This is a genomic window from Microbacterium rhizophilum (genome assembly GCF_039605615.1).
GTDB classification, from domain to species: Bacteria; Actinomycetota; Actinomycetes; order Actinomycetales; family Microbacteriaceae; genus Microbacterium; species Microbacterium rhizophilus.
This window is the reverse complement of sequence record NZ_JBCNUN010000003.1, coordinates 286,202-305,189: the sequence shown is the minus strand read 5'-3', so window position 1 is coordinate 305,189 and position 18,988 is coordinate 286,202. Positions and strand designations below refer to the sequence as shown.

Genomic DNA, 18,988 nt, shown 5'->3' with positions numbered 1-18,988 from the left:
CGCTCCCCCGGGACACGCCGGACGGGGCGCTCGGACTACTGCCCGGGCGCCCCGTCCGGCGGGGATCACTTCGATATCGTCTTGGCCGCGCTCGTCTTCGACACGGTCGTGTAGCCGGTCTTGGATCCGGTCACCTTGACGGTGATCTTGTGCGCGCGGTCGGTCGAGGTCAGCTTGTACGTCGACCTCGTCGCTCCCGAGATCGCTTTGCCGTCGCGTAGCCACTGGTACTTGAGCGTGGCTCCGCTCGTCCAGGTGCCGGCCTTGGCGGTGAGCGTGTACCCGGCCTTGGTCGTGCCGCTGATGGTCGGCGTCGCCGCCGTCAGCGTCGCCGGCGTCACCGCGGCGGTCACCTTGCTCGTCTTGGCCGCAGTTGCGTATCCGGCCTTGGATCCGGTGACCTTCACCGAGACCTTCCTGGCGGCATCCGACGTCGTGAGCTTGTAGGCGGACTTCGTCGCACCCGTGATGCTCTTGCCGTCACGCAGCCACTGGTACGTGAGCGTCGTGCCGCTCGTCCACGTACCCGCCTTCGCCGTCAGCGTCGAGCCGACCTTCGTCGTGCCCGTGATCGTCGGCGTCGGAGCCGTCAGCGTGAGCAGCGCCACCGCGGCGGTCTGCGCGCTCGTCTTCGCCACCGACGTGTAACCCGACTTGGATCCGGTGACCTTCACCGAGATCTTCTTGCTGCCATCCGACGCCGTCAGGACGTACGTCGACTTGGTGGCCCCGGTGATCGCGACGCCGTTGCGCAGCCACTGGTACGTGAACGCCGTGCCGGTGGTCCACGTGCCCGCCTTCGCCGTCAGCGTCGAACCCACCTTCACCGTGCCGGTGATCGTCGGGGTCGCCGCGGCGAGCGCCGGCAGGGTGATCCCCGCGGTCTGCGTGCTGTTCTTCGGTGCGGACGCGTAGCCGATCTTGGATCCCGTCACGGTGACCGAGATCTTCTTGCCTGCGTCGGACGCGGTGAGCGTGTACGTCGACGCGGTCGCCCCGGAGATCGCCGTGCCGTCACGCAGCCACTGGTAGGCGAACGCCGTGCCGGTGGTCCACGTGCCGGGCTTCGCCGTCAGCGTCGATCCCACCGTGGTGGTGCCGGTGATCGTCGGCGTCGCGGCCGTGAGGCTCGGCAGCGCGACCGCGGCCGTCTGGGCGCTCTTCTTCGATGCCGGGGCATAGCCCGTCTTCGAACCCGACACCTCGACCGAGATCTTCTTCCCGGCGTCGGCCGCCGTGAGCACATACGTCGACGCCGTCGCGCCGCTGATCGCCGCGTCGTCGGCGAGCCACCGGTACGCGAACGTCGCGCCCGTCGTCCACATGCCGGTGACCGCAGTCAGGGTCGACCCCACCGTGGTGGTGCCGGTGATCGTCGGCGTCGCCGTGGTGAGCGTCAGCAGGGTGACCGCGGCCGTCTGCACGCTCTTCTTCGACGCCGGGGCATAGCCCGCCTTCGAACCCGCGACCTCCACCGAGATCTTCTTCCCGGCGTCCGCCGCGGTGAGCGCGTACGTCGCCTTCGTCGCACCGGCGATGACGACGTCGTCCGCAAACCACTGGTAGGTGAACGCCGTGCCGGTCGTCCACGTGCCCGTGACGGCGGTGAGCGTCGAGCCCACTGTGATGGCGCCGGTGATCGTCGGCACCGCGGCCGTCAGCGTCGCCAGGGCGACAGCGTCGGTCGGGGCACTCGTCTTCGACGCGGGTGCGTAGCCGACCTTGGATCCCGACACGGTGACGGTGATCTTCTTGCCCGCGTCCGTCGCCGACAGCGCGTACGTGCCGCCCGTCGCGCCCGTGATGGCGACGCCGTCGGCGAGCCACTGGTACGCGAAGGCCGTGCCCGTCGTCCACGTGCCAGTAACGGCCGTGAGGGTCGAGCCGACCGTGACGGCACCCGTGATCGTCGGCACCGCCGTGGTCAGCGCCGGCAGCACGACCGCAGCCGTCTGCACGCTCTTCCTCGACGCGGGGGCATAGCCCGCCTTCGAACCGGACACCTCGACCGAGATCTTCTTGCCGGCCTCGGCCACGGTGAGCACGTGCGTCGACTTCGTCGCACCCGCGATCGCCACGTCATCGGCGAGCCACTGGTACACGAACGCCGTACCCGTCGTCCACGCGCCCGCGACGGCCGTCAGGGTCGCCCCGACGGTCGCGGATCCGGTGACGGTCGGGACAGCGGACGCCAGCGTCGCCGGAGCAATGACATCCGTCTGCTCGCTCTGCTCCACGACATCCGACAGCCCCGCCTTGGAGCCGACCACCCGCACGGCGATCCGCTTGCCGGAGTCGTCCGCTGTCAGCGAGTACGTCGACGCAGTCGCACCGGCGATCGCCTCGCCGTCGCGCAGCCACTCGTAGGCGAACGTCACGCCCGCCGGCGACCACGCGCCGGCTTCGGCGGTGAGCGTCTCGCCCACCATCGGGGTGCCCGAGATCCGCGGCTGCGAACCCTCGATGGCGAGCGGAGGCGTCTCGATCTCGCCAGGCGCAAGCAGTACGAATTCGAGGGACTCCGTCTCACCGGGGCGGAAGTTCACTGGCGTCGCCTCGTCCTCGCTGGGCGCCCTCTGCCACCACTGCTCGACGAATTCGCTGTCGCTGTAGGGACGGAAGCCGACCCGAAGCGGCACGCCGGGATCGAGGTGTGTGAGGCGGAAGGTCCCGTCCGCGTCAGTGAACAGCTTGTAGCCATACCCGTCAGCGGTATTGACGGACACCTGGATGTCCGACATCGGCATGCCGGCCAGGTTCCGGGCCACCCCGGTGAGCACGGCGTGTCGCGGCAGAACGATCGTCTGCAGTGTCGTGTCGCCCGTCAAAGAGAAGGTGTCCGCCTCTGCGGAGTCCATCGCGCCGCCGAGCCACCGCGTCGCGTATCCGGAGCCGTCCTCCTGTGTCCATGCATCGGCGCGAACCGTGTAATCACCGGAGAGCAGCGGGACTCGGTAGTAGCCCTGCGCGTCGGTCCACAAGCCCGCTCGCCCGTTCTCATCTCCTGCGGCCGACGGCATGACGAAGACATATGCATCACGGATCGGGGCACCCAGGTCATCGGTGACGCGGCCCGTGACGACGCCCGCTGTCGGCGCGAGTTCGACCCGGCCGAGATCGAATCCCGTCGACGGGACCGTGAAGGTCCGGGCGCGAGAGAGTTCGGCGGTGCCTCCCAGGTACTGCGACGCGATCGCGTCGTCGTCTGACTGGAACCACAGCGTGTAGGTTCCGGGCACGACGCCCTCGAAGCGGATCTCGCCAGACTGGTCGAATTGGGTCCAGGCTCGTTGGTTGCCCTGACGATCGACGAGGTTCGCGGTCGTCCAGCCCGCAGGCGCGCCCACGACCTCCGCCGTCACTGCGATCCCGCCCTGAAGGGCGACATCCTGTGTCGTTGTCGCTCCCGGCTCGACATCGAAGAACGTCTCCACGTCGCTCCAGTCGTTGACGCCTCCGAGCCACTGACTCGCGAAGCCGTCGCCGCGCACCTTGATCGTGTAGCGGCCCGGGATGACGTTCTCGATCACGAAGCGGCCGGACTCGTCGGCCTCCGTCTGTCCGTTCCCGCCTCCCGCTCCCTCGAGGATCGCCTGGGGGAACTCCTCCTCGACGCCGCCGAGCTCCACCCAGGCGCCCGCGACGGGGTCACCTGCCGGATCGGTCACGACGCCCGTGATGCGGCCCGGCTGCAGCGTCTCGATCTCGCCGAGATCGACGACGCCCCCCTCCGTGACCGAGATGTACTCGGCCTGCGACTCGTCGGACGCCGGTCCATAGAACGACGGCACGATGCCGTCACCAGTGAACCGCAGCGTGTAGTCGCCCGCGGGCACCGCGCTGAAGCGGAACTCTCCCGGCCCTCGACCGGACCACTCATCGGGTTGATCTGAGATCCAGTCGGTTGCGATCTCGATGCCAGCACGGTCGACGAGGTACACCTCGCCCGACGCGGGAGCGCTGCCATCCGGGTGAAGGACGAAACCCGAGATGGTGCCGCCGCGGCGGATCTCACCGTCTATGGACGAGGTCGTCGCGCCTGGCTCGACCACGACCGGGGTCGCCTCACGTGCTCCTTGTGCGCCCTGCCACCACTCACCGAGGAGCGGGTCACCCGATCCCTGATCCCATGCCGAGAACTGGACGAGGTAGCTTCCCGCGGCGAGTCCCCCGAATTCGTAGGAGCCACTCTCACTGTCCACGCTGGCGTTGTTCACCGACGTCATCGGCGGCTCTAGCGGAGATCCGTCCGACGAGTCGCCATCCAGCCACGCCTGGTAGTCCGGCGACGACGTGTCGAGGCGATACAGATCGACATATCCACTCGCGTCGGCGGACGGAAGGGCGACGAATCCGGAAATCCGTCCGGCGCGCACCAGAGTCGCGTCGTAGCCGGTCAGGTCCACCCCCGCTTCGACGTCGAATCGGACAGAGTCCGTCTGCTCGGCGACATCACCCCACCACTCGCTCACGTACTCGCCGTTGTAGTCATCGAATCGCAGCGTGTAGGAACCGTGGGACAGGCTGCCGACTGTGAACCGGCCATCCTCGTCGGTGGATGCCGACTGCGTGCTGGAGAAGTAGCCACCTTCGTCGTAGCCCTCGTCCTCGCGCCAGACGTATGCCGCCACCTCGACTCCGCCAATGCCTGCACCGTCGGCGGAGGTCACACGGCCGGAGATCTTCGCGGCACGCGCGAGCGTCGCGTCATAGCTGGTCAGGTCCGAACCCGCTCCGACAGTGAAGCGCGTCGCGTCCGCCTGCTCGGCGACATCACCCCACCACTCGGCCACGTTCCCGCCGTTGTAGTCGCGGAACCGCAGGGTGTACGAGCCTTCCGAAAGGCCCTGGATCGCGTAGCGCCCGTCTTCGCCGGTGTAGACCGACTGCGCGCCGGAGAAGTATCCGCCCTCGGCGTAGTCCTCGTCCTCACGCCAGGCGTATGCCCTCACTTCGACGTCCGCGATGGCCTGGCCATCGTCAGAGGTGACTTGTCCGGAGATCGTCGCGCCCGCCTCGAGCTGGACATCGATGCCGGACAGCTGCTCCCCGGCCGTCAGCGGGATCGGGTGCGCGGCCGACTCGTCCGCACCGCCGCCCCACCATCCGGTGATGACGTTGCCGCCGGCGCTGACGTACAACCTGTACGCTCCCGCCTCGAGCCGTCCGAACGCGTAGCGGCCCAGCGCATCGGTCGACATGCCGTCGACCCATTCGCTCCGCGCGCCATCGCCTTCGTCGAACACGCGATACAAGTCGAGCTGGACATCATCCGCAGGGCTGCCGTCCGGCAGCGTCACGACGCCGGAGATCGTTCCGGTCGCCGCGGCGTGCGCTGGCGCGGCCTGGAGAGAGAAGCCGGATGCCAGGAGGAATCCGACGACAAGCAGGGAGAGATAGCGGCCGAAACGGCCGCGCAGGACAGCGCTCACGAAAGGAATTCCTCGCACCGGGGGGACTGGGGGAATGGGACGTTCGGATTCGAACGGCGGCGCTTCGGGGGAATTGCCAGCTTGTGAAAGATATCGAGCGATATCTCCGCACGGCAACGAGGAATATCCGATATCGGAGCGTCTATTCCAGTGAATGGGATGAATCAACCGGGATTCCGGAAGACGACGGCGGCGCCGCAGGGTCGAGACCCCACGGCGCCGCCGAGAACGAAAGTGAAAGTCAGCCGTTCGGGAGGAATGTGTACTTCGTCGAGAGGTATTCGTGGATGCCCTCGAATCCGCCCTCGCGGCCCACGCCAGACTGCTTCACGCCGCCGAAGGGCGCGGCCGCGTTCGAGACCACGCCCGCGTTGAGGCCCATCATCCCGGTCTCGAGGCGCTCGATCATCCGGTGCCCGCGCTGCAGATCCTCCGTATACACGTATGAGACCAGGCCGTACTCGGTGTCGTTGGCCAGGCGCACGGCATCGTCCTCGGTCGTGAACGTGGCGATCGCGAGCACCGGGCCGAAGATCTCCTCGCGCAGGATGGCGCTGCCCGGCTGGACGCCCGTGACGACGGTCGGCTGGTAGAACGTGCCGGGGCCGTCGAGCTTCTCGCCGCCGGCGACCACGGTCGCGCCGCGCTCGGTGGCGTCAGCCACCAGCTCGGCGGCCTTGTCCACCGCGTCGGCGTCGATGAGCGGGCCGATCTCGACCCCCTCCTCCGTGCCTCGGCCGATCTTCATCTGCTTCACGCGCTCGGCGATCCGGTTCGCGAACTCCTCGGCGACCGACTCGTGCACGATGAAGCGGTTCGCGGCCGTGCACGCCTGGCCGATGTTGCGGAACTTCGCCTGCATGGCACCGGTCACGGCCTTGTCGAGGTCGGCGTCCTCGAAGATCACGAACGGGGCGTTGCCGCCGAGCTCCATCGACACGCGCAGCACGCCCTCGGCGGCCTGCGCGATGAGCTTGCGGCCGACCTCGGTCGATCCGGTGAACGAGAGCTTCCGCAGGCGCGGGTCGGCGATGATCGGCGCCGACACGCGGCTCGAGGACGCCGAGGTGATGACGTTCACGACGCCCTCGGGCAGGCCCGCCTCAACCAGGAGCTGCGTGAAGAACAGGGTCGTGAGCGGCGTCAGCTGCGGGGGCTTGATCACCACGGTGCAACCCGCGGCGAGCGCGGGCGCGATCTTGCGCGTGGCCATCGCGAACGGAAAGTTCCACGGCGTGATGAAGAACGACGGGCCCACCGGGCGCTGCGACACGATGATGCGACCGGTGCCCTCGGGATTGGCGCCGTAGCGGCCCGAGATGCGCACGGCCTCCTCGCTGAACCAGCGGTTGAACTCGTTGCCGTAGGCGACCTCGCCCTTCGCCTCGGCCAGCGGCTTGCCCATCTCGATGGTCATCAGCAGGGCCACGTCGTCGGCGCGCTCGCGCACCAGATCGAACGCGCGACGCAGGATGTCGCTGCGCACGCGCGGCGGGGTGTTCGCCCACTCGTCCTGCACGGCCACGGCGGCGTCGAGCGCGCGGATGCCATCCTCGGCGGTGCCGTCCGCCACCTGCGCGATGACCTCGTTCGTCGCCGGGTCGCGCACCTCGAAGGTCCTCCCCGAAGAGGAGTCCACCCACTCGCCGCCGATGAACAGGCGGGTCTCCACCTCGGCCAGCAGCGCCTTCTCGCGTTCGTTCACGGTCGTCCTCCGGTTCGGATCGGATGGGCGGGCGCCTGTTCCCAGTCGTCGACACCGACGACGGCGGCCGTCCCTACACGGGCGAGATTACGCCCGCCGACCATCCGATGCATGTGAACCAACGACCACCATCGGCGATTCGGAGTGTGCTTCCGTACATATGCCGCGGAGGCCGACACCTCGTGCTCCATGGCGCGTCGACGAGGTCGCCGCGCGCGGGGAGGCCTACTACGCTCGTGCGTGTGACCGACCGCGCCCCGCTCTCCCGCAAGCTCTCCGCCATCGCCGAATCCGCCACGCTGAAGGTGGATGCCAAGGCGAAGGCCCTGAAGGCCGAGGGCAAGGCGATCATCTCCTACGCGGCGGGCGAGCCGGACTTCCCCACCCCCGCGTTCGTCGTCGACGCCGCGGCCGAGGCGCTCCAGGACCCGGCGAACTTCCGGTACACACCGGCCGCGGGCCTGCCGGCCCTGCGCGAGGCGATCGCCGCCAAGACCCTGCGCGACTCGGGTCTCGAGATCCCCGCCTCCCGCGTCGTCGTCACCAACGGCGGCAAGCAGGCCGTGTACCAGGCGTTCCAGGCGGTGGTGAACCCCGGCGACGAGGTGCTGCTGCCCGCGCCGTACTGGACCACCTATCCCGAGGCGATCCGCCTCGCCGACGGCGTCCCGGTCGAGGTGTTCGCCGGCGCCGATCAGGATTACAAGGTCACGGTCACCCAGCTCGAGGCCGCACGCACCGACCGCACCACCGTGCTGGTGTTCGTCTCGCCGTCGAACCCGACCGGATCCGTCTACACGCCGGAGGAGACGAAGGCGATCGGCGAGTGGGCACTCGCGCACGGCATCTGGGTGATCAGCGACGAGATCTACCAGAACCTCACGTACGAGGGCGTCCGCGCCGCCTCCATCGTGGAGGCCGTCCCCGAGCTCGCGGAGCAGACGATCCTCGTCAACGGCGTGGCGAAGACCTACGCCATGACGGGCTGGCGCGTGGGCTGGATGGTCGGCCCGACCGACGCGATCGCCCTCGCCGCGAACCTGCAGTCGCACCTGTCCAGCAACGTCAACAACGTCGCCCAGCGCGCCGCCCTCGCGGCGCTGACGGGCTCGCAGGTCGAGGCCGAGGAGATGCGCACCGCGTTCGACCGCCGCCGCCGGCTCATCGTCGACGAGCTGGCGAAGATCCCGGGGGTGGAGGTGCCGAACCCGCTCGGCGCGTTCTACGCGTACCCGGACGTGCGCGGCCTGCTGGGCCGCGAGTGGGCGGGCCGCACCCCGACGACTACCCTGGAGCTGGCGGATCTCATCCTCGACGAGGCCGAGGTCGCGGTCGTCCCGGGCGAGGCCTTCGGCCCCTCGGGATATCTCCGCCTGTCGTACGCCCTCGGCGACGACGCGCTGCTCGAGGGCGTCCAGCGCCTCCAGAAGCTCTTCTCTTAGCTCGCTGCGCTCGCATCTCGCACGCTGCGGGGCCGCAAGCGGCTCCCTTGCGAGCGAGGGCGCTGTCGCAGGCTCCATCGCCGGCAGCGCTTCGCTCGCACAGGGGCCGAGCTCCCGATCACCTCCTCACCGCATAACTTCTTCTCTCCTCGAATCGCTCATGTCTCAATCACTCATCACGGGATCCCCGTGGCGCGTCATCCTGGCGTTCTCCGTGCCGCTGCTGATCGGCAACGTGGTCCAGCAGGTGTACCAGATCGCCGACACGATCGTGGTCGGCCGCTACCTCGGCGTCGAGTCCCTCGCCGCCGTCGGCGCGACCGGCAGCCTGCTCTTCCTGCTGCTGGGCTTCGCCTGGGGCCTCACGAGCGGCTTCGCGATCCCGACGGCGCAGGCCTTCGGCGCGCGCGATCACGCGGCCGTCCGGCGCTCGGTCGCAGCCGGCACGATCCTGACCGCCGTCGTCACGGTCGTGATCACGGCGCTCGCCCCGCTGATCTCCGGCCCGGCGCTCGCTCTCATGCAGACACCGGACGAGCTGATGGCGGAGGCGACGACCTTCACCCAGATCAGCTTCCTGGGTGCGGGCGCGATGATGTTCTTCAACTACCTCGCCGCGATCATCCGCGCGATCGGCGACTCGCGCACACCGCTCGTGTTCCTCACGATCTCGTGCGGCCTCAACATCGGGCTCGTGCTGGCCTTCGTCGGCGCCTTCGGGTGGGGCGTCGCCGGCGCGGCGCTCGCGACCGTGCTCGCGCAGACACTGTCGGTCCTGATGTGCCTCGAGTACGTGCGGCGGCGCCTGCCGGTGCTGCACGTGCGCCGCGAGGACTGGAGCGCCGCACGCCACGACCTGCGCGAGCACCTGCGACTGGGCCTGCCGATGGGCTTCCAGGCGTCGATCATCGCGATCGGCACGATCACGGTGCAGGTCGCGCTCAACACGCTCGGGACGGATGCCGTCGCCGCGTACACGACCGGATCGCGCGTCGACAGCCTCGCGATCGCGTTCCTGCAGTCGCTGGGCCTGGCGGTGTCGATGTACGCCGCGCAGAACCTCGGCGCCCGCAGGCCGGATCGCATCCGGCGCGGCGTCATCCAGGCGACCTGGCTCGCGCTGATCGCGGCGGGCCTGCTCGGCGTCTTCATGATCGTGCTGGGCGCCTCGATCGTGCGCGTGTTCATCGGCGACGGATCGGATGCGGTCGTCGAGCTCGCGCACGGCATGCTGATCGTGAACGGCGCGACGTACACGCTGCTGGGCGTGCTGTTCGTCATCCGCGGCGCGCTGCAGGGGCTCGGCCACACGCTGATCCCGACCGTGACCGGCATCGTCGAGCTCGTGATGCGCGCCGGGGCGGCGATCGCGCTCGGCGGCGCGATGGGATTCATCGGCGTCGCGCTCAGCAATCCGCTGGCGTGGCTCGGCGCCGTCGCGCTGCTGGTGCCGGCCTACGTGCGCGAGTACCGCCGCCTCGGCGGCATGACGGTGAATCCGATCGAGGTCACCGCCACGACGACGATCCCGATCATCGGCCCGACGGACGGCTCCATGGTGGTCGACGCGGTCGTGACGGCGCCGATCCCGGTCGTGAAGCCGAAGCGCGGCATCCGGCGCGTGCGCTGAGTCAGTCCTCGTAGCCGACGAGCCAGCGCACGCCGAAGCGGTCCACGACCGTGCCGTCGTGCGCGCCCCAGGGCCGCTCGACGAGCGGATCGACCACGTCTCCCCCGTCGGAGAGCGCCGCGAACCAGCGCTCGAGCGTGGCCGGATCGGCCGCGCCGAGCAGCGCGAACGACAGCCCCCGCGTGCGCAGCGGCTCCTCGTCGTCCGCCACGTCGGAGCCGAACAGGTCGACCGGCCCGGCGAGGATGCCATGCGCGATCGCGTCGGGCGGGCCGTCGTCGCGTCCGAAGTCGGCGAACGTGTGCAGCGTCAGCTCGCCGCCGAACACGCCGTGGTAGAACTCGAGCGCCTCGCGGGCGGTGGCGGGGAAGAACAGGTACGGGACGGGCGCGGACATGGGCCGACGCTATCGCTGCTACAGCTCGACGCCCACCAGCACCGGCTCGGGCATCAGCACGATGCCGAACTCGGCGGCGACGCGGCTCTGCACGAAGCGCGCCAGCGCAGCGACCTCTTCGGCCGTCGCTCCCCCGCGGTTGGTCAGCGCGAGAGTGTGCTTGGTCGACAGCGTGGCGCGCGAGCGCGGCAGGCCGAAGCCCTTCGGCAGCCCCGCGTTCTCGATCAGCCACGCGGCGCTGATCTTCACCCGCGTCTCGGTCTGCGCCGGCGGCGGGACGTATCCGTCCCACTGCGACAGCGGGATGACCGACACCGCGTCCATCGCCGGCGTCAGCGGCCAGCGCGGGCACTCGGCCGGGAGCGTGCGCGCGACCGCCTCCGTCACGATCGGGTTGTTGAAGAACGATCCGGCGCTGTGCGTGTCGTGATCCGGCTCGCTCAGGACCATGCCCTTGCCGGCGCGGATCGCGAGCACGGTGTCGCGGATCCACGCGACCGACACCGCGGCATCCGGCGCGAGCCCCAGCGCCGAGCGCAGGCGCGCGTCCGCCACCGGGCGCGGCTCGTGCCCCACGCGCGCGAGGTCGAGCGTGAGCGAGAGCACCACGGCCGAGCGCGGGGCGACCGATCCGTAGTGGTGCTTGAGGACGGACGTGCGGGGACCGAGCCCCAGCTCGCCGGCGGGCACCGTGGACACGTCTCCCGTCTCCTCGTCGAGGAGATCGACCTCCACGAGCGTCTGCACGATCTCCTGGCCGTACGCGCCGACGTTCTGGATCGGCGCCGCTCCGGCGGTGCCCGGGATGCCCGACATCGCCTCGATGCCGCTCAGCCCCTGAGCCACGCTCCACGCGACCAGCTCGTCCCAGTTCTGGCCCGCCTCGATCCGGATCCGCGCGAACCCGTCGCGGGCGCCCGGCACCTCCTCGAAGCCGGACGTCAGGATCCGGATCACCGTGCCCGGGAACGGCTCGTCGCCCGCGAGCAGGTTGGAGCCCCCGCCGAGCACCAACCAGGGCTCGGCGGCATCCGCCCAGACGTCGCGCAGCGCCGCGACCAGCTCGTCGCGAGTGCGCGCGTCGATCATGCGCTCGGGCGCGCCGCCCACGCGCAGCGTCGTGAGATCCCGCAGCGGGATCGGCGCGACCTCGGGCATCACGCCCTCCGGACGCGCACCTGCGCCTTGCCGAGCACGGTCGCGCCGGCGGCCGTGACCGTGAGGTCGATGCGCGCCGTCTCGTCGTCGACCTGGCCGATCTTGGCGGTGACCTGGACGTCGGCGCCCGCGTCGGGGTCGACCACGACGGGCTTGCTGAAGTTCACGCCGTACTCGAGGATCCGGCCGGCGTCTCCCAGCCACTCCCCGATCGTGGAGACCGCAAGGCCCATCGTGAGCATTCCGTGCGCGAGCACGCCGTCGAGGCCCACGCGCGCGGCGACGTCGTCGCGGTAGTGGATCGGGTTGAAGTCGCCCGACGCACCCGCGTAGCGCACGAGCGACTCGCGCGTGAGGTGGACGGTGCGCTCGGCGACGACGTCGCCCACGGTCAGCTCGGTCATTCCTCGCCTCCGATCAGCAGCACGGACGTGGCGGTCACGATGTGGCCGCCGTCGGCGGCCGTGATCTCGGTCTCGCTCGTGACCATCGCGCCGGCGCCCATGGCGCGCAGTCCCGTGACGGCGATCCGGCCGGTGACCTCGTCGCCCGCGACGATCGGCCGGGTCCAGCGGAAGCTCTGCTTGGCGTGGATCGTGCGCTCGAGCGCGATGCCCGAGTCCGGCTCGGCGAGCAGCTGCTGCAGCGTCAGGTCCTGGATCACCATGGCGAACGTCGGCGGGGCGACCACGTCGGCGTAGCCCAGCGCGCGGGCGGCCTCGGGGTCGTGGTGCTCGGGGGCGTCGGCGAACACGGCGCGCGCGAACTCGCGCACCTTCTCGCGTCCGACCAGGTAGGGCTGCGTCGGCGGGAACTCACGCCCCTGCAGTTCGGGATTCACTGGCACCGGCTCATCCTATCGACCGCCCCTCACGGCGACCTCGCCCGCCATGCGGTCGGCCCAGGGCGGTATCGTGGCGGACGTGTTCCCGGTAGTTCGAGGCCCCATCGGGGCGGAGGAGGTCGTCGGCGCTGCTCGCGCCGGCTTGGGCTGACGCGCGCCCACTCCCTCCTTCTCTCTCAGTCACTCACCTCAAGGACACCCCCATGCTTCCCCTCACCGAGCGCGACGTCCGCGCCTCCTTCGTCAACGCCAGCCGCAAGGAGGTCTCCGACCTCTCGCTGCCCCCCGGGTTCGCCGAAATCGCCTGGGACCGCCTCGACTACCTCGGCTGGGCCGATCCGAAGTTCCCGCGCCGCGCGTACGCGGTCGTCGAGCTGGATGGGCGCCCGGTCGGCATGCTGCTGCAGCAGGCCGAGCAGCGAACGAGCGCCCGGGCGCAGTGCTCGTGGTGCGACGACGTGCTGCTCACGAACGACGTGCAGTTCTTCGCGGCGCGCAGGACCGGGCCCGCCGGGCGGAAGGGCGACACCGTCGGCACGCTGGTGTGCGCGAACTTCGGCTGCTCCGCGGTCGTGCGCAAGCTGCCGCCGCTGGCGTACGAGGGCTTCGATCGCGAGGCCGCGCGCGCGGAGCGCATCCGTCGCCTGGGCGAGCACGTGCGCGCGTTCGCCCGCGGTCTCTGATCAGATCATCCCGAGCGGTGAAGGGCTCCCGCCGGGGTCAGTCGCCCTTGGGCTTCCGGCCCGCCCGGATCGCGCGCTGGGTCATCTGGATCGTCAGGACGATCAGGAAGATCACGAACAGGAGGTTGGCGACCTGCGGATCGACCGCGCCCGCGACGATCGCGCCCAGCGGCGTCGTGAGGCACGCCGCGATGCCGATCCCGAGCCCGGCGACCAGGTCGACGTTCTTGTGCCGGATGTTGCCGATTGTGCCGGACATCGTCGTGGGGATCATCATCAGCAGCGACGTGCCCTTGGCGACCAGGTCGCTGGCGCCGAACAAAAGGATCAGCACCGGCACGACGATGATGCCGCCGCCGACCCCGATGAGTCCCGACATCACGCCGGTGACGAGGCCGGTCAGCACGAGCGCCGCGCCGGACCAGAACGTCAGCTCCAGGACGGCGTCGCGCGACGGGATGACGAAGAACAGGCTGATCATGACCACGACGAGGAAGCCCACGAAGATCCACCGCAGCACGGGCTCGGACAGCCGGTGCAGGAGCCGCGTGCCGATCTGGGCGCCGACGACGGCGCCCGCGGCGAGCAGCAGCGCGGCGATCCAGTCCACGTCGCCGTGCACGGCATAGGAGATGACGCCGACCGCGGCCGTCGGGATGATCGCGGCCGAGGAGGTGCCGGAGGCGAGCTTCTGGCCGAAGGCGGCGAGCATCACCAGCAGCGGAACGATCACCGTGCCCCCGCCCACGCCGAAGAGGCCGGACAGGAATCCGGACAGGAGGCCGATGGCCGCAAAAGTCAGCAGGGCCCGGGGTCCGCGGGAGCGCAGCACGTCGATCATCGGCTCCACGCTATCGTTCGCCGCGCCCGTCCGCGGACGCGATCAGCCGCGCGCACCCGGCCCGCGCGCACCCGGCCCGCGCGCACCCGTGCCGAGCGTGCCGGTCGGCGCGCAGGCGAGGCAGAGCGTCTGCCGGCGGCCGTCCTCTCGGTGCAGCGTGACCCACGGCTCGTCTCGCGCGATGCGGGCGCCGCAGTGGTCGCAGCGGCGCGCGCGACGGGCGAACAGGAAGATCAGCCCGGCCAGCAGGATGAGGCCGCCCACCGCCGCGAGCCCGATCAGCAGCGCCGCGTCGGATCCCGTGACGGCCAGGAGAGGCGGCAGCTCATCGGCGACGGGCTCCGCGGGCTCGCCCGTGTCGCCCTGCATGCGGGCGATCACATCGAAGGAGAGCACGGTGTCGGAGGACAGCGCCCCCTGGTCGCCGACATCCGCCGGCATCGCGAAGCCCATGGTCACGGTCGTCTCCGCGCCCTGCGGCACCCTCACCTCGGCGACGACGACGGCCCCGCCGTCGTCGAGCGCGCGCAGCCGCGCGAAGGTCGCCGCCCCCTCGACGCCGCCCGCGCTCCAGAACAGCTCGATGCGCTCGCCGAGCTCGGGGTTGGCGGAGTTGATCTCCTCGGCCAGGCCGAGCGACACGGTCATCACGGCCGCCGCCGGGCCGGCGTTGCCGATCCGAAGCGCGCGCGCGACGCGGTCGCCGGGAGAGGCGACGCGGTCCCCGACGAAGCTCGCCTCGGCGGTCGCCACGCCGTCGCCGCGCCAGTCGAGGTGGACCGTCGGCCCGTCCCAGGCGGCGACGATCGCGGCCTCGCCGGACGAGGTGTCACCGGGGACGGCGGCGGTCTCCCCCGAGACCGACGTCGCCGCCCCCGGCGCTTCGGCGGGCGCGACGGGGTACGCGCCCCCGGATCCGGCGCGGACGGACCCTCCCCCGAGGACGTCCGCGCCGGTCGCCGCGCCGAACACCGTCGCGCCCGAGGCGCTGACGACGCCGTACGCGGCGACGAGCAGGATGATGAGCGCCAGCAGCCCGGCGAGCGCGCGGCCGCTGCGGCTGAGGCCGGCCACGCGCACCCCGGACGCGGGGTGCGGTTCGGACCACGCCGATCCCGCCGGCCCGACGACGATGCGGTCGCTCACTTCGTCACGCTCCGCTCGCTCAGTGCCTCGCGTGCGCGGGTCGGCATGGACGTCGGTGTCGGGGCGGACCGGAGCGGTCGTGAGCGCGGCGGGAACTCCGAGCAGCACCGCGATCTCCGTCTCGCGGACCGCGACCTCGCGCTCCCGGATCGCCAGCTCGCGCAGGCGCAGGTCGTATTCGCGGTCGTCCGCGAGGGGCGCCGCCGTCGTGGGACCGGTCGTCGACCCTGCAGCGGGAGCGGCGGTCGTGATGACCCGGGTGCGGGGCGGGCGCATGCCGTCCCAGATCCACAGGGCGCCGAGCCCGACGAGCGCGCCGATGATCACGGCGATCTGGTTGTCGGCGACCCAGTTGCGCAGCCAGCCGAGCTGCGGCACGCCGTAGAGGAAGACGCCGCGCACCTGCGCGGGCGAGACCGGCTCGTCGGGTGCGCTGTTGGCATCGCCCTGCGTGATCAGGCGGCAGTCGGTGCCGTCCTCGTAGGTGCCGATCGTCTTGCCGATCACGCGGTGCGTGATGAGCGCGGGGTCGTCGGGGCGCGGGAGGTAGGTGATGATGTCGCCGATCGCGACGCCGGCGCAGACGTCGGCCTCGTCGATGCCGCGGGTGACGACGACGTCCCCGGGCCGGAGGTTCGGCTCCATCGAGCCGGTGAGGATGGTGAGACTGGTGCCGCCGGCGAGGCGGGGGATCACGAGGATCGCGACGACGAGCACGAGGAGGGCCGCCCCGACCGCGACGGCCGCGGCGTGAGCCGCGATCCGCCAGGGCGAGTCGTGCAGCGTGGGGACGCGCGTCAGCGCGCGACCGCCGTTCGCTCGCGTGGTCATGGGGTTCTCCTCGGGGGTGCGGCGCGGTGCGCCGGGAGGTTCTGGGGGAAGGGCCTGGGGCCCGGATGGCCAGAGCCGCGGCGCCGGGAGGGGGATCCCGGCGCCGCGGCGGTCTGGGTCACTCGAACTGGGTGCCGGTGTCGCGCACCTGCTCGAGCGTCAGCGCGGTGCCGGCGAGCGTGTCGGTGACCGTCGCCTGGTCGCGGCCCGCGGTCGCCTCATCGAACTCGCCGTAGACGACGACCGTGATCTCCTCGGTCTCGTCGGCCATCGCGTACACGGTGGTGCCATCGGCGTCCTGCACGCCCGCCTCCTGGCCGGTCTGCGGAGCCGAGAGGTACAGCAGCGTGGCGTCGCCCGTGGCGGGCAGCGCGGTCTCGTCGATCAGCTTCGTGCCGGCCTGATAGATCTCGTACGTGTACGTCATGCCGGTGTTGGCCAGGGCGCTCTCGTCGAGGCCGTCGATCGCGAGCCGGCCGACGAGGTTGTCGCCCTCCAGCGTCACGTCGGCCGTGAAGGCCGCGGCGACGATGTCGCCGGGGACGATGCGCCACGTGCCGTCGTCGATCGTGTGGCCCGGCTGCGACCCGTCGGTGCCGGGGATCTCGGCCTTCCCGTCCGCGCGTCCGGGCGTGACGTCGTAGAACGCGGTGTCCGCGGCGTTGACGAGGTTCAGGTCACCGGCCGTGATGTCGCCGCCGGCGAACGCGTCGGTGGCGCTCCACAGGGCGAACGTCGAGCCGCCCGACAGCAGCGCGACCGCGCCGAGCCCGACCCAGATCAGGCCGCGACGACGCTTGCGCTCCTCGGTCACGATGACGGTGGCGCCGTTGGTGTCCATGGTGTTCTTCTTTCCTTCCGCTGCCTCTGCGCGAGGCGATTCTCAATCGGTCTCTCCGGCGGCGCCGGGAGAAGTCGTGGGGCGAGGGATCCGAGCTGGATCTTCCCTCTCATCCGGGGTTCTTCCCTCGCGACACTTCAAGGAAACCAGCGGGAGGAGCGCACATCCGAGCTGTCGACGGGCCTGAGCGAGCCATCCGGGGCCGAGTGAGTACCCGGGCGGCGCGGATGGGGGATGCATGCGAGTGCATGAGTATGACGAGGGCCGGGCCACCCGGGATGCCGGCGCCACGGCGTCCGGAGACGCCGATGCGACCCGGTCCGCACACAGACCGGGTCGCATCTCCGGGGCGTTCGGGGCGTCAGGGACCGCCGCCGTCGCGCCCCTATCCCTCCGCCGGAACCTCCGGCTCGGTGGCGGGTCGGGAGACCTGCGCCGGGACGTAGCGATCGCCCGCCCGGACATCAGGACGCGTGGTGGTGACGAGGGGATCCAGCGCGATCACCAGATCGGGCTCGTTGGACGGGTCGGGATACAGCATCGACCGCCACTCGGTGGCGTCGCTCGCCTCGGAGCCGTCCACGCCCGTGCCGGAGGTCTCCGCGCTGTTGACGTACTCCCCCGCGGGCTCGAGCGACGGCGGGACGCCCACGGCGCTCGCCCATCGGTCGAGGCCGCTGATCGAGCGACCGTCGTCGCCCGTGGCATCGACCGCGACGTCGTTGACGTACAGCCCGTCCGGCGGGGCGTCGTATGCGATCGCGACGCACCAGTCCTGCACCGTCTCCGCGCCCGTGTACGCCTCGGGCTCCTGCAGCGTGCGTTCCCGGCCCTCGTACACGATCACGTCGCGCGCGTCGCCCTCGGGGGTCTCCGGGACCTGCGAGCAGTCGCCGTTCACCGCGGCCGGATAGATCTTCGCCGTCGAGCGCGCGAGCAGCGTGTTCGCGCGGCCGCGGCCCTCCGCCAGGCTGGTCGTCGAGCCGTCCTTCGCGACCTGCTCGACCGGCGCGACGTCGAAGTCGATGCCGGCGATGCCCTGGGCCCATCCGCGTGCCTGGAAGCGCCAGATCACGGGACCGGAGCCTCCGCCCGTCTGACCGACGACCTGGGCGATCACGGTGCCCGGCAGACGCACGTGCACGGCGCCCCCGTCGGCCGAGAACTCCGCCGCACCGACGTCGCCGAGCGGCTGCGCGCCGAACTGCACGGCGCCCTCGTTCACGGGGGCGGTCTCCTGCACCTGGTTCAGCGCCCACAGCGCCTGCGCGCCGCTCACGAGCCCGCAGGACAGCACGCCGACCATCGCCCCGGCGGCCGCACCGCCCACCAGGAGCCGCACGCGGCGGCTCATCCGGATCGTCATCACGCACCTCCTCGGTCCGCGAGGCCGTCGCCGGCGCGCACCTGCTCGAGGCGCACACTCAGGTCGCCCACGGTCCACTGCCCGGCCTCGTCGGGCTGCTCCGCATCCGGGGCCATCCAGACGTAGTCGCCGCCGACCTCGACCGAGACCACCAGCACCCACTCGGACGTCACGCCGGCATCGGAGCCGACCAGGCGGTCGGGCGATGCGGCCCCGCCGAGCGGGACGTCGCCCGACAGCGGCGCCACCTGCGCGCCGTGTCCGTCCTCCACGTGGAAGGTCGCGGTCACGCCGTCGGTGACGACGCCGGCATCGGCGAAGCCGACGGTCAGGGCGCCGACGAGATTGTCGCCGGTCAGCTCGGTCGTGACGGGGATGCGGATCTCCACCTCGTCGCCGGGCATCGAGAGGAAGTCCGCCGGCGTCTCGCCGAGCCCGCCCGAGGCGGGAGAGGCGACGCCGGGCGTGGTCTGCCGCCAGGTCGCCTCCCCGACCGTCAGGTCGAGGTCCCCGGCCGTGATCGACCCGGTCGCGAACGGCGCGGCGGCGCTCCACAGCGCGTAGGTGACGGCGCCGGCGAGGATCGCGGTGCCGGCGAACGCGCCGACCGCCGCGACCCAGGGTGCGCGTCGTGCGGTGAGTTTCATGTCCACTCCTTCAGCGTGCCGCTCG

14 protein-coding genes are annotated in these 18,988 nt (G+C 71.0%); 3 read left to right on the top strand and 11 right to left on the bottom strand.

Annotation, left to right across the window (positions count from 1 at the left end; all coding sequences use genetic code 11):
* Positions 1 to 65: 65 nt before the first annotated feature.
* Together AAD528_RS08015 and AAD528_RS08010 are read right to left on the bottom strand one after the other, a co-directional pair.
* Entirely contained in the window at positions 66 to 5,432 is a 5,367-nt protein-coding gene (locus tag AAD528_RS08015; protein WP_345751548.1) for a carboxypeptidase regulatory-like domain-containing protein, read from the bottom strand.
* A 241-nt stretch (positions 5,433 to 5,673) separates the two neighbouring features.
* Positions 5,674 to 7,137 (bottom strand): NAD-dependent succinate-semialdehyde dehydrogenase, encoded by a 1,464-nt coding sequence (locus AAD528_RS08010; protein ID WP_345751547.1) that lies wholly within the window; start codon positions 7,135 to 7,137, stop codon positions 5,674 to 5,676.
* Positions 7,138 to 7,379: 242 nt separating this feature from the next.
* Here AAD528_RS08010 and AAD528_RS08005 point away from each other — a divergent pair, with 242 nt between their 5' ends.
* Both AAD528_RS08005 and AAD528_RS08000 read left to right on the top strand, forming a co-directional pair.
* Positions 7,380 to 8,579, top strand: coding sequence for a pyridoxal phosphate-dependent aminotransferase (locus AAD528_RS08005; protein WP_345751546.1), 1,200 nt, complete (start codon positions 7,380 to 7,382; stop codon positions 8,577 to 8,579).
* Positions 8,580 to 8,739: 160 nt separating this feature from the next.
* Complete coding sequence (locus tag AAD528_RS08000; protein ID WP_345751545.1) at positions 8,740 to 10,209, top strand: MATE family efflux transporter; 1,470 nt, start codon at positions 8,740 to 8,742, stop codon at positions 10,207 to 10,209.
* 1 nt (position 10,210) lies between these two features.
* On the opposite strand, the gene AAD528_RS07995 is transcribed toward AAD528_RS08000, so the two are convergent.
* From AAD528_RS07995 to AAD528_RS07980, 4 genes are read right to left on the bottom strand one after another with little or no spacing between them, the layout of a single operon-like run.
* Positions 10,211 to 10,606 carry a VOC family protein gene (locus AAD528_RS07995; protein WP_345751544.1) on the bottom strand — a complete coding sequence of 132 codons (396 nt, stop codon included), beginning with the start codon at positions 10,604 to 10,606 and terminating at the stop codon, positions 10,211 to 10,213.
* Positions 10,607 to 10,624: 18 nt separating this feature from the next.
* Positions 10,625 to 11,764, bottom strand: coding sequence for a UDP-N-acetylmuramate dehydrogenase (locus tag AAD528_RS07990; protein WP_345751543.1), 1,140 nt, complete (start codon positions 11,762 to 11,764; stop codon positions 10,625 to 10,627).
* Positions 11,764 to 12,168, bottom strand: a complete 405-nt coding sequence (locus AAD528_RS07985) for a MaoC/PaaZ C-terminal domain-containing protein (protein WP_345751542.1) — start codon at positions 12,166 to 12,168, stop codon at positions 11,764 to 11,766. Before AAD528_RS07985 ends, AAD528_RS07990 begins: the two co-directional genes overlap by 1 nt.
* On the bottom strand, positions 12,165 to 12,611 hold the full coding sequence (locus tag AAD528_RS07980) for an FAS1-like dehydratase domain-containing protein (protein ID WP_345751541.1): 447 nt from the start codon (positions 12,609 to 12,611) through the stop codon (positions 12,165 to 12,167). The genes AAD528_RS07985 and AAD528_RS07980 overlap by 4 nt, the downstream gene beginning before the upstream one ends.
* A gap of 200 nt (positions 12,612 to 12,811) precedes the next feature.
* On the opposite strand from AAD528_RS07980, the gene AAD528_RS07975 reads away from it, so the two are divergent.
* Positions 12,812 to 13,291 (top strand): FBP domain-containing protein, encoded by a 480-nt coding sequence (locus AAD528_RS07975; protein ID WP_345751540.1) that lies wholly within the window; start codon positions 12,812 to 12,814, stop codon positions 13,289 to 13,291.
* Positions 13,292 to 13,328: 37 nt separating this feature from the next.
* On the opposite strand, the gene AAD528_RS07970 is transcribed toward AAD528_RS07975, so the two are convergent.
* The 5 genes from AAD528_RS07970 to AAD528_RS07950 form a co-directional block, all read right to left on the bottom strand.
* The gene (locus AAD528_RS07970) at positions 13,329 to 14,132 is read right to left on the bottom strand and encodes a sulfite exporter TauE/SafE family protein (protein WP_345751539.1); all 804 of its coding nucleotides are present in this window, start codon (positions 14,130 to 14,132) and stop codon (positions 13,329 to 13,331) included.
* A gap of 42 nt (positions 14,133 to 14,174) precedes the next feature.
* The gene (locus AAD528_RS07965) at positions 14,175 to 16,109 is read right to left on the bottom strand and encodes a signal peptidase I (protein ID WP_345751538.1); all 1,935 of its coding nucleotides are present in this window, start codon (positions 16,107 to 16,109) and stop codon (positions 14,175 to 14,177) included.
* Between the two features lie 118 nt (positions 16,110 to 16,227).
* Positions 16,228 to 16,950: an alternate-type signal peptide domain-containing protein gene (locus tag AAD528_RS07960; protein WP_345751537.1), complete on the bottom strand. Its 723-nt coding sequence runs from the start codon at positions 16,948 to 16,950 to the stop codon at positions 16,228 to 16,230.
* Between the two features lie 385 nt (positions 16,951 to 17,335).
* Entirely contained in the window at positions 17,336 to 18,316 is a 981-nt protein-coding gene (locus AAD528_RS07955; RefSeq protein ID WP_345751536.1) for a hypothetical protein, read from the bottom strand.
* Complete coding sequence (locus AAD528_RS07950; protein WP_345751535.1) at positions 18,316 to 18,963, bottom strand: hypothetical protein; 648 nt, start codon at positions 18,961 to 18,963, stop codon at positions 18,316 to 18,318. The genes AAD528_RS07955 and AAD528_RS07950 overlap by 1 nt, the downstream gene beginning before the upstream one ends.
* Positions 18,964 to 18,988 lie beyond the last annotated feature (25 nt).

Coding starts and splice junctions, on each gene's coding strand:
- AAD528_RS08000 (WP_345751545.1), top strand. CDS start 8,740: ATGTCTCAATCACTCATCACGGGATCCCCGTGGCGCGTCATCCTGGCG.
- AAD528_RS07995 (WP_345751544.1), bottom strand. CDS start 10,606: ATGTCCGCGCCCGTCCCGTACCTGTTCTTCCCCGCCACCGCCCGCGAG.
- AAD528_RS07990 (WP_345751543.1), bottom strand. CDS start 11,764: ATGCCCGAGGTCGCGCCGATCCCGCTGCGGGATCTCACGACGCTGCGC.
- AAD528_RS07985 (WP_345751542.1), bottom strand. CDS start 12,168: ATGACCGAGCTGACCGTGGGCGACGTCGTCGCCGAGCGCACCGTCCAC.
- AAD528_RS07975 (WP_345751540.1), top strand. CDS start 12,812: ATGCTTCCCCTCACCGAGCGCGACGTCCGCGCCTCCTTCGTCAACGCC.
- AAD528_RS07970 (WP_345751539.1), bottom strand. CDS start 14,132: ATGATCGACGTGCTGCGCTCCCGCGGACCCCGGGCCCTGCTGACTTTT.
- AAD528_RS07965 (WP_345751538.1), bottom strand. CDS start 16,109: ATGACCACGCGAGCGAACGGCGGTCGCGCGCTGACGCGCGTCCCCACG.
- AAD528_RS07960 (WP_345751537.1), bottom strand. CDS start 16,950: ATGGACACCAACGGCGCCACCGTCATCGTGACCGAGGAGCGCAAGCGT.
- AAD528_RS07955 (WP_345751536.1), bottom strand. CDS start 18,316: ATGACGATCCGGATGAGCCGCCGCGTGCGGCTCCTGGTGGGCGGTGCG.
- AAD528_RS07950 (WP_345751535.1), bottom strand. CDS start 18,963: ATGAAACTCACCGCACGACGCGCACCCTGGGTCGCGGCGGTCGGCGCG.